Here is a 12,743-nt window from a genome sequence, read left to right as displayed (position 1 = left end):
CCCTGCCTTTGCGCCGGTTTGATCCCTTCGCACAAGCCCCATTATCGCTTTGCCATCGGTCCGTTTTTGCAAGCGCGAGCCGCTCCGATTAAAACGGGACATGACCGCGGACCGCGACGATATTCCCGATTCGCCGGATGCGCAGGACGACAGCGAGGCGGCCGGCCTGCGCAAGATCATCCATATCGACATGGACGCCTTCTTTGCCAGCGTGGAGCAGCGCGATCATCCCGAATTGCGGGGGCGCCCTGTCGCCGTCGGCGGGTCGAGCGGGCGCGGCGTGGTCGCGGCGGCCAGTTACGAGGCGCGCCGGTTCGGCGTGCGGTCCGCCATGCCGTCCGTCACGGCGCAGCGGCTGTGCCCCGATCTCATCTTCTGCAAGTCGCGCTTCGACGTCTACCGCGAGGTGTCGCGGCAGATTCGCGCGGTGTTCCACGACTATACCCCGCTGGTCGAGCCGCTGTCGCTCGACGAGGCGTATCTCGACGTGACGCAGGACCGCCATGCCCTGGGCAGCGCGACCCGCATTGCGCAGGCGATCCGCCGCCGCATCGCCGAGGAGACCCAGCTCACCGCGAGCGCGGGCGTGTCCTATAACAAGTTCCTCGCGAAGCTCGCGTCGGATCAGAACAAGCCCAACGGCATCTGCGTCATCCGGCCGGGGGAGGGGGCGGCCTTCGTCGCGCAATTGCCGGTGACGCGCTTTCACGGGATCGGGCCGGTGGGCGCGAAGAAGATGGCGCGCCTCGGCATCGTGACCGGCGCCGATCTTGCGGCAAAGGACCTTCCGTTCCTGCGCGCGAATTTCGGCAGTTTCGCCGATTATCTCTACCGTGCGGCGCGCGGGATCGACCTTCGGCAGGTGCGCGCCCACCGCACGCGCAAATCGGTCGGCGGCGAACGCACCTTTCACGAGGACCTGTTCGCCCCGCGCGAACTGGCCGAGGCGATGGACCGGATCGTCGACATCGTCTGGGACCGGATCACCCATAACAAGGCGCGGGGGCGAACGGTGACGATCAAGCTGAAATACAATGATTTCAGGCTGCAAAGCCGCGCCCGCTCGCTCGCTCGCCCGGTCGCGGACAAGGCGGAGTTCGCGAAAATCGGCCACGCGCTGCTTGACGAGCTGCTGCCCTTGCCGCGGCCGATCCGGCTCATGGGGCTGACGTTGTCGAAGCTCGAAGGGGTCGCGCCGAAGAAAAAGGGCGACGCGCGCGCGCAGCTCGACCTGCTTTAGCCTGCCGCCCGTTCGATATAGGCGCGCGCCCATTGCGGCACGCTGGCCGGAAGCGCGGCCGGGTCAGTCCAGCGAACCTCGCGGATCTCGCGTCCGTCGGCCCGCGCCTCCCCGCTGGTCTGGGCGGCGAGGATCGTCACATTGTTCGTCGCGCCGTGAAGGTTGAAACAATCGGTCCCCACCTCCCGCATGTTTTTGGCGCGCAGGCCGGTTTCCTCGGCAAGTTCGCGCATGCCGGCCTCCATCGGTTCCTCGCCGCGCCGGCATCCTCCTGTGGGAAGATGCCATTCGTCGCGCATGCGATAGGAATGACGCACGAGCAGCACGCGCCCCCTATCGTCGAACGCGGCGATGGCCACGCCGCGCAAGGTCGGCTTGCGCAGCCGCCACCAGCATCGCCGGGCCTGTTCGGCGACGCGCAGTACCGCCCGGTGCACCCCCGCCGGCAACAGCCCGATCAGCGGCACATCAGGCAAAGCATGTCACCGAGGCGCGCGCATTCTGCAACAATCGCGCGATGGGAAGGTCGTTCTCGCCCTTTGCCGCCGCCTCGAAAACCGTGCGCTTCTCCTCCCCGCGAATGACGAAGACGAGATGTTCGGCGGTGAGAAATTTCGGCAGGGTCAGCGTGACCCGGTCGAAAGGCGCTTCGGGCGGCAGCGGATCCGGGGTGAGCCGGCGCACGGTTCGGGAATCGTCGATGCGCGGGTCGGTGTTGGGAAAGAGCGAGGCGACATGTCCGTCACCGCCCATGCCAAGCCAGGCGAGCGCGAAATGCGGCGGCGTGCTATCCTCGGCCAATGGCATGATCTTCGCATCCGTCTGCGACAGCACCTCGCGCAGGCGGCCGAAATTGCTTGCCTCGTGATCGGGGTCCACCATGCGGTCGTCCCCCGGCCAGAACGCCAGTCGCGCCCAGTCGAGATCCTTGCCCGCCATCGCGGCGAGGATGGGAAACGGGGTCGATCCGCCCGGCACGGTCACAGCCACCTCTCCCTCACGCTGCATCAGGTCGGCACAGAGCGTCTCCACCATCCAGTCGGCGATGGCCTCGTCGCTCCAGTCGTGGTGATAGGTGATTTCGGTCAGCATGCTTCGTCCTTCCATCGTTGCAAACGCGAAATGGTCATCACGGCCCCGCTTCGCAAGCCGGGCGGCGGGCTTGTATGCGCGGCAGGGACGGGGCAGTCAGGGGCCATGCACGATTCCGATATCTTCGTGACCGCCGCGATGGTCGCGGTATTCGCCCTCGTCCATCTGTTCATCGGGCGGTTGAAATTCCTGTCCGCTGCCCCGCGCAGCCGGTGGCTTTCCTTTTCGGGCGGGATCGCGGTGTCCTATGTGTTCCTGCATGTTTTGCCCGATCTTGGCGTCCACGAACGGGCCTTTGCCACCGCGCTGGGCATGGGGGATTCGCTGGCGGAAAGCCTGGTCTATTCGCTGGCGCTGGTCGGGCTTGCGGCGTTTTACGGGCTGGAACGCGCGGTGAAACGGTCGCGCGCCCGCTCGCGCAAGGCGGGCGAGGGCGACAGGATCGAGGATCACCTCGAATGGGTGCACGTGGGAAGCTATGCGCTGCTCAACCTGCTCATCGGCTATCTGCTGATGCACCGGGAGGAATACGGCACGTGGTCGCTGCTCCTCTATTTCGTGGCGATGAGCCTGCATTTCATGACGAGCGATTTCGGCATGCGGGAGGATCATACCGCCGCCTATGACGCGCGGGGACGCTGGGTCATTTCGGCCGCCGTGGTTGCCGGCTGGCTGATCGGGCTGATCGTCACATTGCCGGCGGTGGTGGTGGGCTTTCTGTTCGCGTTCCTCGCCGGCGGCATCACCTTGAACGTGCTGAAGGAAGAGCTTCCCGAGGATCGCGAAAGCCGGTTCCTGCCCTTTCTCGGCGGCGCGGGAATCTATGCCGCGTTGATGCTGGGCGAGCGGGCGATGGTCTAGGCGATTTCGGCGCGATAGGGGTTCGCCGGGCCGACGGATGTCGCCTTGCTCACACCCCAGATCGCCAGCGACGCCGCGATAAAGCCGGGAATGATCTCGTACACCCCTTCGCCGCCTGCGAAGCTCGCATTCCAGCCCAGCGCGATCCATGCGATGACCACCGCCGCACCGGTGACCAGCCCGGTCACCGCGCCCGCGCCCGTCATGCGCTTCCACGTGAGCGAGAGGACGATAAGCGGGCCGAACGCCGCGCCGAAGCCGGCCCATGCGTTGGACACGAGGCCGAGCACCTCGCTATCGGGATCGCGCGCGATCAGGATCGCGGCCAGCGCCACGAGCAACACGCATACGCGCCCCACGTTCACCGTTTCGCGCTCGCTCGCGTTCTTGCGCAGGAAAAGCCGGTAGAAATCCTCGGTCAGCGAGCTGGACGAAACCAGCAATTGCGAGCTGATGGTCGACATGATCGCGGCGAGCAGCGCGGCCAGCAGGAACCCGGTGATGAGCGGGTGGAACAAGGTATCGGCCAGCATGATGAAGATCGTTTCGGGATCCTCCAGCGGAATGCCGTTACGCTGTGCATAGGCGCGGCCCGCAAGCCCGACGCCCAGCGCCCCGATCAGCGACACGAACATCCAGCTCATGCCGATATTGCGCGCGGTGGCGACCGCCGCGACGCTGCGCACTGCCATGAAGCGCACGATGATATGCGGCTGCCCGAAATAGCCCAGACCCCAGGTGATTGCCGACAGAAACCCGATGATGGACAGCCCGTTCGTCAGGCTGAGAAATTCGGGGTCGATGGCGCGCAGCGTATCGCCCACCGCCGATGGCCCGCCATCGCCCCTCATCACCACGATCGGCATCAGGATCAGCGCGACCACCATGATGCAGCCCTGCACGAAATCGGTCAGCGACACGGCCAGGAACCCGCCGACCATCGTATAGGCCAGCACGACCCCGGCGGTGAGCCAGATGCCGAACATGTAATCACTCATCCCCACATCGCCGAACAGCCCGGCAAAGCTGGTCACGAACAGCTTGCCCCCGCCGACAAGACCGGCCGCGGTATAGACGGTGAAGAACAATACGATGATGATCGCGGATACGACCCGCAAGGCAATCGCCTTGTCCGGAAAGCGATTGGCGAGAAATTCGGGGATCGTCAGCGCATTGCCATATTCCACGGTCTGCGCGCGAAGTCGCGGCGCCACGATGATCCAGTTGGCAAACGCCCCGACGAACAGGCCGATGCCGATCCACGCCTCCACCAGCCCGGCGGCGTAAAGCGCGCCCGGCAGGCCGAGCAGCAGCCAGCCCGACATGTCCGACGCCCCCGCCGAAAGGGCGGCAACGGCCGGATGCAGGTCGCGCCCGCCCAGCAGATAGCCTTCCGAAGACTCCGTGGATTTACGCCAGGCGTAGAGGCCGATGGCGATCATCAGGATGAAATACAGGGCGAGTGAAATCAGTGTTCCGGTCTGCATGGGCCTTGTTCATACAAATTCGGAACCAAATGTCACGTTTTGTAAATGCGGGCGCCGGGCGTCATGAAAAAGGGCGGCCCCGTGTTCGGAACCGCCCTTCGTTCGTTGTCGCACTGCCGGTAAAGGCGTCAGGCCTCGACCTTGCGGCTCGCCTTCTTGCGCTCGTTCGGGTCGAGGATCGCCTTGCGCAGGCGGATGGTTTCGGGGGTGACCTCCACCATCTCGTCATTGTCGATATAGGCGATCGCCTGTTCCAATGTCATCGCGCGCGGCGGGGTCAGGCGGATGGCGTCATCCTTGCCGGTCGAACGGAAGTTCGTCAGCTGCTTCGACTTCATCGGGTTGACCTCGAGATCCTGCGGTTTCGCATTTTCCCCGATGATCATGCCTTCGTAGATCTTCTGCTGCGGCACGATGAACAGTTCGCCGCGCTCTTCCAATGCGTTGAGCGCATATCCGACCGCCTCGCCCGTGCCGTTGGAGATCAGCACGCCATTGGCACGCCCTTCGATCGGGCCCTTGTACGGGCCGTATTTCTCGAACAGGCGGTTCATGATGCCGGTGCCGCGCGTGTCGGACAGGAATTCGCCGTGATAGCCGATGAGCCCGCGCGACGGGGCGGAGAAGGTGATGCGCGTCTTGCCGCCGCCGCTGGGCCGCATGTCGGTCATCTCACCCTTGCGCGCCGCCATCTTCTCGACGACCGTGCCGGAGTGTTCCTCGTCCACGTCGATGACGACGGTTTCATACGGTTCGGTGCGGTTGCCGTCCTCGTCCTTGTCGAACAGGACGCGCGGGCGGCTGATGCCGAGTTCGAAACCTTCGCGGCGCATCGTCTCGATCAGGACGCCCAATTGCAATTCGCCGCGGCCCGCCACTTCGAAGCTGTCCTTGTCCGCGGATTCGGTGACGCGAATGGCGACGTTCGATTCCGCCTCGCGGTTCAAACGGTCGCGGATCAGGCGGCTCGTGACCTTGCTGCCCTCGCGGCCCGCCATCGGCGAATCGTTCACGGCAAAGCGCATGGACAGCGTCGGCGGGTCGATCGGCTGCGCCTGCAGCGGTTCGGTGACCGACGGGTCGCAGATGGTGTTGGCCACCGTCGCCTCGGTCAGGCCGGCCAGCGAAATGATGTCGCCGGCGCGCGCTTCCTCGACGGGCACGCGTTCGAGCCCGTGGAACGCCATCAGCTTCGACGCGCGGCCGGTTTCGATGACGTTGCCATCTGCATCGAGTGCGTGGATCGGCGCGTTCATCTTCACCGTACCGCTGAACACCAGACCGGTCAGGATACGGCCGAGGAAATTGTCGCGGTCGAGCAGCGTCACGAGGAACTTGAACGGGCCGTTGGGGTCCGCCGACGGGGCGGGGACGTGATCGACGATCTTCTCGAACAGCGGGGTCAGGTCACCCTCGCGCGCGTCGATGTCGTCGCTGGCATAGCCGTTGCGGCCGGAAGCGTAGAGCACGGGGAAATCGAGCTGCTCGTCATTCGCGTCGAGCGAGACGAACAGGTCGAACACCTCGTCCAGCACTTCGTCCGGGCGGCCGTCGGGACGGTCGATCTTGTTGACGACCACGATCGGCTTCAGCCCGAGCGCCAGCGCCTTGCCGGTCACGAACTTGGTCTGCGGCATCGCGCCTTCGGAGCTGTCGACGAGCAGGATCACGCCGTCGACCATCGACAGGATGCGCTCCACCTCGCCGCCGAAATCGGCGTGGCCGGGGGTATCGACGATGTTGATGCGGGTGCCGTTCCATTCGACGCTGGTGCATTTCGCGAGAATCGTGATCCCGCGTTCCTTTTCCAGGTCGTTGGAATCCATTGCGCGTTCGTCGACGCGCTGATTGTCGCGGAACGTGCCGGACTGACGGAACAGCTGGTCAACGAGCGTGGTCTTGCCATGGTCGACGTGTGCGATGATCGCGATATTACGCTGCTTTTGAGCGGACATACTGAAAGGGCCTTCGATCGGGCGAACAGGAAATGCGGGAACGCTTCGCGGGTTGTCGCATAGTCGTGACCCGACGCGCGTGGCGCCCCTACATGTTGTGGTGCGATGCAGCAAGGGGGGAATACGTATCGGGTGATGTGATGATTATGCAACAAACAGGGGTAGCCCCGCATTTTGTCACGGCGTTTCGGTTGCTTGCGCACGGTTGTGCCTGTAGTTTACCTATAGGAGAACCAGGCCGGCCGGCTCGATGCTGTCGGATAGAATGACTGGCCCTGTTGAGAGGATAAAATCGCATGACATCGATTCGTACCGAGCGTTCGCGCCGCCGTAATGCCCTGCTTATCGGTACCGGCATGGCCGCCGCCCTTGGTGTTGCAGCCCCCGCCGCCGCCCAGGACGCCGCCGCGCAGAACGCCACCGAGAGCGAGATTCAATACGCGCAGCCCGCCGAAGCCTACGACGAGACCGAGCCGACGCGCGGCAACGCCATCATCGTCACCGCGACCAAGCGGGAGCAGACGCTTCAGGATGTGCCCGTTGCCGTGACCGTCACCGATGAAAACACCATCGAGCGTGCCGAGATTCGCGACCTGCGCGATCTGACCAGCGTGCAGCCCTCGCTCCGCGTGACGCAGTTGCAGTCGAGCGCGAACACCAATTTCATCATTCGCGGGTTCGGCAACGGTGCCAACAACGCCGGTATCGAACCGTCGGTCGGCGTGTTCGTCGATGGCGTCTACCGCTCCCGCTCCGCCGCGCAGATCGGCGATCTCCCCGATCTTCAGCGGATCGAGGTGCTGCACGGTCCGCAATCGACGCTGTTCGGCAAGAATGCGAGCGCGGGCGTCATCTCCATCGTCACGGCCGAGCCGCAGTTCACCTTCGGCGGCCAGGTCGAGGCATCCTACGGCAATTTCGACAGCAAGGTCGCAAAGGCGCTGCTGACCGCGCCGCTCACCGATAATATTGCGGCGTCCATCGCCGGCGGCATCAACAAGCGCGACGGATATATCGACGATCTGGGCGCGGGCGGACGCACCAACGAACGTGATCGCTGGTTCACGCGCGGACAATTGTTGTTCGAACCGAGCAGCCTGCTCAAGGTTCGCATCATCGGCGATTACAGCAATATCGACGAGGATTGCTGCGGCGTGGTCACGCTTCGCCGCGGGCCCACGGCGGGGATCGTCGATGCGCTGGGCGGCAATACCACCGATCCGAACGATCCGTTCGCCGATGTCGTCTACAACAATTTCGCATCGTCGAACGACATCGACAATTACGGCGTGTCCGGCCATGTCGAATTCGGCTTCGGCCCTTTCTCTCTGACCTCCATCACCGCCTATCGCGGCACCAACGTGCTCACCAATCAGGATTCCGATTTCACGAGCGCGGACCTGCTCGGCCGCAATTCGCAGGATTTGAAGATCCGCACCTTCACGCAGGAGTTCCGCGCCACGGCACAGCTGGCCGAATCGGTCGACCTGCTGCTCGGTGCGTTCTACTTCAACGAGGATATCGAGCAGGACGCGCAGCTTCTCTACGGCTCGCAGTTCCGCCCCTATGCCAATGCCATCATTCAGACGCAGACCGGCGGTGCCTTCGATGTCGGCGGGCTTGAGCAGACCATTGGCGCGCTGACCGGGCGTCCCGGTGCCTTCGATGGGCAGTTCTTCGCCAATGGGCAGGGCCTGATCGAGGCCTATGCGCTGCAGAACGATTCGATTTCGTTGTTCGGTCAGGTGGATGTGTATGTCACCGACCGGCTCACCCTGACGGGCGGTCTGAACTATACGAAGGACAAGAAGGACTTCCAGACCAATGTCACCTCCACCGACGTGTTTGCGGGCGTCGATCTGGTGCAGGTCGGCAGCACCGCCATCTATCAGCAGGCCTTGTCGACCACGATCGGCAATGCGCTGATGCTGGGCCGTCCGGCATCGCAGGCCGAGATCCAGGCCTTTGCCGGCGGCAACCCCGCCGCGTTTCAGCAGATCAATGCAGGATCGCAGGCCTTTGCACAGGCAAACGCCGCCAATCCTGATGTCAATCCGCTGCTCGCATTGCAGGCGCTGCAATTCTCGCGCCCGTTCCTCAACGTGCCGAACGCGGTGGAGCCGGGCGAGACCGACGCGGACAACCTCACCTACACGCTGCGCGCCGCCTATGACGTGACGGACGATCTCAACGTCTATGTCTCCTACGCAACGGGGTTCAAGGCGCCATCGGTCAACCTGTCGCGCGACAGCCGCCCCTTGCCGGGCAATCGCGCCGCGCTTCAGCAGGCAGGCCTTTTGCAGGTCAACCAGACCTTCGGCAGCCGTTTCGCGGACGAGGAAGAATCCGAAGTCTACGAACTCGGCATCAAGGGCGATTTCGGTCCCGCCGCCTTCAGCTTCGCCGCGTTCAAGCAGACGATCACCGGGTTCCAGTCGAACATCTTTACCGGCACCGGCTTCTTCCTCGGCAATGCGGGCGAGCAGGAGGTCATCGGCTTCGAATTCGACGGCACCGTCCGCCCGGTCGAGCCTTTGTCGCTGCGCATGGCGGTCACCTATCTCGATCCCGAGTACAAGGATTTCCAGCAATCGGCGTTCGGCGATATCTCGGGAACGACGCCGGCGGGCATTCCGTCGATCTCCGCCACCTGGGCGGCGGATTACGTGCATGAGCTGGCAAGCGGCGATGCCGTGATCCTGCACGGCGACTATAATTACCAGTCGCGCACGCAGATCGTGGAGGGCCTGCCCGGCTTCAATTCGCAGGGGATCGATGCCGCCCTTGCCGCCGCGCGCCCGTTCACGCGGCAGGTGGACGAACTCGCCGCGTCGGTCACCTATGCGATGCGGAGCGGGCTTGAACTTACGGCATGGGGGCGCAACCTGCTCGACGACCGTTACCTGCAATCGATCTTCGATTCGCCGGTGCAGCAGTTCGGCATTTCAGGCTACCCCAACCAGCCGCGGACCTATGGCGTGACGGCGCGGTACAAGTTCTGAGCGTCGGGACATCGTAACGGGGGGGGGTCGTCCAGCGGCCCCCTTTTCGCATGTTCGGCGCCGGGGCTGGCAAAGCGGGCACCGGATGTTACAGTTTCATCCGGACGACCCGATCCGGGGCGCCAAGGGGGGACTTCACCATGTATTACATGCTGCTGCCGTATCGGCGCTATTTCGAATTCGACGGGCGTTCGCGGCGCCGGGAATACTGGATGTTCCTGTTGTTTCAGCTCATCGCCAATGTCGTGCTGCTCGCCATCATGCTGATCGGGGCCGCCACGTTCGAGGCGGGCATGGGCGCGACGCCCGGCCCGTTCGCATGGCTGGCGATCATCGGCTGGTTCGTGTTTGCGGCCATATCCTTCGTGCCGTCGATCGCGGTGCAGGTCCGCCGCTTTCACGATCAGGGCAAGACCGGCCTGCTCGTCCTGCTCAACCTGATCCCGTTCGGCAGTCTGGTCGTGCTGGTAATGATGCTGTTCGAGGGGACGCGCGGCCCCAACCATTACGGACCGGACCCGAAGGCCGGGTGGACGGGCCGGAATTAAAGGCTGCGCAGCGCGCGGGCCGGGCGAGCCCGCAGGACCGGGAGCGAGGCGAGCGTCGCCGTGATCACCACCACCGCCGCCCCGCCGAGCAGCACGGCGGCCACGACGGCCCAGTCGGGGTCGAAGGTGAATTCGAACATTTCGACCATCACATACCACCCGGCCCCAAGGCCGAGCGCCAGCGCCACCACCGACAGAAGCGCGGCCAGCACCGCATAACGCAGAATAAGCGCGCCCAGCAATTGCCGCCGGCTCGCGCCCAGCACGCGCAGCACGATCGTATCATAGGTTTCCCGCGCGCGGGCCGCCGCGATCGCGCCCAGCAACACCGCCATCCCCGCCAGCACCGCCACCGCCGCCGCGCCGAGCACGGCCGCCGCCACGCTGCGCAGCAGGTCGCGCGCCTGCGCCAGCACCCGGCCGAGTTCGATCGCCGAGCTTGACGGATAGGCCGCGACCATCGCGCCGAGCAGATCGCCGCGCCGCCCGCTATCCGCGCCCGGCGGCAGGATGATCGAGGCCGCGTAATTATGCGGCGCGTCGTCGATGGCACCCGGCGAAAAAACCAGCGCGTGATTGAACCCGAAATCGTCCCACTCAATGGCGCGGAACGATGCGATGGTCGCCTCCCGCTCGATGCCGAGCAAACCGATTGCCAGCCTGTCCCCGATGGAAAGGTCGAGCGCACGGGCCAGTTCCTCGTCCACGGAAACCAGCGCGGGGCCGTCGTAACTGGCGGGCCACCATTCGCCCGCCGTCACTCGGTTGCCGACGGGCAGGCGCGCGGAATAGGTCAGGCCGCGTTCGCCGCGCAGCGCCCATGCGCCCTCGGGAATATTCTCCATGTCCGCCACGCGCGTCATCGCGCCCGCCGGGCCATAGGCGAGAATGGCCCCGCGCAGGGCCGGAACCGTGCGCACCTCGGCGCCGGGAACATGGCGCGTCACCAGCCGCGTAAACCCCGCGACATCGTCCTGCGGCACGTCGAGCACGAAATAATCGGGCGCACGGTCGGGCACGGTGCCTGCGATATAACGGTCGAGCGCCGTCTGGATAAAGGCGATGGCAGCAAAGGCGGACAGGCCAAAGCCCAGCGCCGTCACCAGCGCCACCGTCGGCGACCCCGGCCGGTCGAGCGCTCCGATCCCGAGCCGCAGCGACAGCGCAGCCCCGCGCCGCCCCGTGCCGCCCGCAATCCGCCCGGCGATTCGCCGGACCCCGATCCCGATCAGCGCCAGCAACCCCAGCACCGCCGCCGCCGCACCAAGGAAACCTGCCGTCAGCCACGGCTCGTAACTCGTCCACAAGGCAAGCGCCGCGATGGCGACAAGGCCAAGCCCGACCGGCAGGGCCGCATCCCGCCACATATGCGCGGGCGGGGCGACACGCGCGCGCAACAACGCCATCGCCGTCACCCGCCGCGCAGCGATCAGCGGCGGCGCGGAGAATACCAGCGCGACCAGCAAGGCAAACGCCGCCGCCCGCGCCAGCGCGGCGCCATCGAATACATACCCGGAGGACACCGGCAACAGATCGCGCAGCAAGGACGCAAGTGCCGGCACGATCGACACGCCGACCAGCAGACCCGCCGAAATGCCGGCCAGCGCCGCCGCCATCACTTGCAACACATGGATCCGCAGCACATCGCTGCTATCCGCGCCGAGCACTTTCATCGTGGCGATGGTCCCGCGCCGGCTTTCCAGCCAGGAGGATACCGCGCCCGCAATTCCGATCCCCGCGATCACCAGCGCCGCCAGCCCGACGAGGCTGAGAAACTGTCCCATATTGGCGAGCAGGCGATCGGCCCCGGGGGAGGCGCGTTCCCGCGTGCGAGTGGACCATCCCGCTTCGGGAAAGCGCGTCTCGAACGCCTCGACCGCGTCGGCGGGATCGACGTCGGCGGGCAGGGCGACGCGATATTTGCTGCGCACCGCGCTGCCATAGGCGGCGAGGCCGGTGCGCGAGAGTGTTTGATCTGAGATCAGCACCGCGGGGCCAAGGGCGAACCCTTCGGAAAGGCGGTCCGGCTCGTTCGCGATGACGCCGCCCACGCGCACGTCGCGTTCGCCCAGCCGGATCGTGTCGCCGACCCCGATGCCCAGCCGGTCCAGCGCGCCTTGTCCCGCCCATGCGCTGCCGTCGGGCGGCGCGCGCGCGGTGCGCCCGTCGGCAAGCGTCAACGTACCGTAAAGCGGCCATGACGCGTCGACGGATTTCAGCTGTATCGGCACGGTGCGCGTGCCTGCCGCGGCCATGGCCTGCACCCGGCGCCCGCCCGACACGGCCCCCATGGCACGCATGGCGGTCAACTCCTCGGCGCTGGCTTCGCGTGCATAGACCGCGAATTCGACATCGCCGCCGAGGATTTCCTGCCCGCGGTCGGACAGTTCGGCGCGGATCGCCCCTTCGAGCGTGCCGATCGCCGCTAATGCCCCCGCGCCGAGGAAGAGACACACGATGAGCAGTCGCAAACCCTTGAATCGCCAGGAAAAATCCCGCCGCGCAAGCCGCAGCGCCACGCCCCATCGCGATGATTGCGCGGTTCCCCGTACCGTCAT

9 protein-coding genes are annotated in these 12,743 nt (G+C 65.4%); 4 read left to right on the top strand and 5 right to left on the bottom strand.

From position 1 onward, the window contains the following. Positions 1–100 precede the first annotated feature (100 nt). Positions 101–1,240 (top strand): DNA polymerase IV, encoded by a 1,140-nt coding sequence (gene dinB, locus K4G67_RS02765; protein WP_239804875.1) that lies wholly within the window; start codon positions 101–103, stop codon positions 1,238–1,240. Here the strand turns inward: dinB and K4G67_RS02760 are convergent. Together K4G67_RS02760 and K4G67_RS02755 are read right to left on the bottom strand one after the other, a co-directional pair. Further along, the gene (locus K4G67_RS02760) at positions 1,237–1,707 is read right to left on the bottom strand and encodes an NUDIX domain-containing protein (protein WP_239805084.1); all 471 of its coding nucleotides are present in this window, start codon (positions 1,705–1,707) and stop codon (positions 1,237–1,239) included. The two genes, dinB and K4G67_RS02760, sit on opposite strands and share 4 nt — an antisense overlap. A gap of 1 nt (position 1,708) precedes the next feature. Then, positions 1,709–2,347: a 6-phosphogluconolactonase gene (locus K4G67_RS02755; protein ID WP_239804874.1), complete on the bottom strand. Its 639-nt coding sequence runs from the start codon at positions 2,345–2,347 to the stop codon at positions 1,709–1,711. 15 nt (positions 2,348–2,362) lie between these two features. Here K4G67_RS02755 and K4G67_RS02750 point away from each other — a divergent pair, with 15 nt between their 5' ends. Then, entirely contained in the window at positions 2,363–3,193 is an 831-nt protein-coding gene (locus tag K4G67_RS02750) for a hypothetical protein (protein WP_239804873.1), read from the top strand. Here the strand turns inward: K4G67_RS02750 and putP are convergent. Further along, positions 3,190–4,680 carry a sodium/proline symporter PutP gene (gene putP / locus K4G67_RS02745; RefSeq protein ID WP_239804872.1) on the bottom strand — a complete coding sequence of 497 codons (1,491 nt, stop codon included), beginning with the start codon at positions 4,678–4,680 and terminating at the stop codon, positions 3,190–3,192. The two genes, K4G67_RS02750 and putP, sit on opposite strands and share 4 nt — an antisense overlap. Positions 4,681–4,808: 128 nt before the next feature. Further along, the gene (gene typA, locus K4G67_RS02740; protein WP_239804871.1) at positions 4,809–6,635 is read right to left on the bottom strand and encodes a translational GTPase TypA; all 1,827 of its coding nucleotides are present in this window, start codon (positions 6,633–6,635) and stop codon (positions 4,809–4,811) included. 296 nt (positions 6,636–6,931) lie between these two features. Between typA and K4G67_RS02735 the strand changes: the two genes are divergently transcribed. Together K4G67_RS02735 and K4G67_RS02730 are read left to right on the top strand one after the other, a co-directional pair. Beyond that, positions 6,932–9,637 carry a TonB-dependent receptor gene (locus tag K4G67_RS02735; protein WP_239804870.1) on the top strand — a complete coding sequence of 902 codons (2,706 nt, stop codon included), beginning with the start codon at positions 6,932–6,934 and terminating at the stop codon, positions 9,635–9,637. A 140-nt stretch (positions 9,638–9,777) separates the two neighbouring features. Further along, positions 9,778–10,185 (top strand): DUF805 domain-containing protein, encoded by a 408-nt coding sequence (locus K4G67_RS02730; RefSeq protein WP_239804869.1) that lies wholly within the window; start codon positions 9,778–9,780, stop codon positions 10,183–10,185. Here the strand turns inward: K4G67_RS02730 and K4G67_RS02725 are convergent. After that, positions 10,182–12,743, bottom strand: coding sequence for an ABC transporter permease (locus K4G67_RS02725; protein WP_239804868.1), 2,562 nt, complete (start codon positions 12,741–12,743; stop codon positions 10,182–10,184). The genes K4G67_RS02730 and K4G67_RS02725 overlap by 4 nt on opposite strands.

Source organism: Croceicoccus hydrothermalis, assembly GCF_022378335.1.
GTDB classification, from domain to species: Bacteria; Pseudomonadota; Alphaproteobacteria; order Sphingomonadales; family Sphingomonadaceae; genus Croceicoccus; species Croceicoccus hydrothermalis.
This window is presented reverse-complemented; position numbering and strand designations above follow the sequence as displayed.

What these genes read in the sequence shown, in the direction of transcription:
- dinB (WP_239804875.1), top strand. Translation starts at nt 101, where the DNA reads ATGACCGCGGACCGCGACGATATTCCCGATTCGCCGGATGCGCAGGAC.
- K4G67_RS02755 (WP_239804874.1), bottom strand. Translation starts at nt 2,347, where the DNA reads ATGGAAGGACGAAGCATGCTGACCGAAATCACCTATCACCACGACTGG.
- K4G67_RS02750 (WP_239804873.1), top strand. Translation starts at nt 2,363, where the DNA reads ATGGTCATCACGGCCCCGCTTCGCAAGCCGGGCGGCGGGCTTGTATGC.
- putP (WP_239804872.1), bottom strand. Translation starts at nt 4,680, where the DNA reads ATGCAGACCGGAACACTGATTTCACTCGCCCTGTATTTCATCCTGATG.
- typA (WP_239804871.1), bottom strand. Translation starts at nt 6,635, where the DNA reads ATGTCCGCTCAAAAGCAGCGTAATATCGCGATCATCGCACACGTCGAC.
- K4G67_RS02735 (WP_239804870.1), top strand. Translation starts at nt 6,932, where the DNA reads ATGACATCGATTCGTACCGAGCGTTCGCGCCGCCGTAATGCCCTGCTT.
- K4G67_RS02730 (WP_239804869.1), top strand. Translation starts at nt 9,778, where the DNA reads ATGTATTACATGCTGCTGCCGTATCGGCGCTATTTCGAATTCGACGGG.
- K4G67_RS02725 (WP_239804868.1), bottom strand. Translation starts at nt 12,743, where the DNA reads ATGACGGTACGGGGAACCGCGCAATCATCGCGATGGGGCGTGGCGCTG.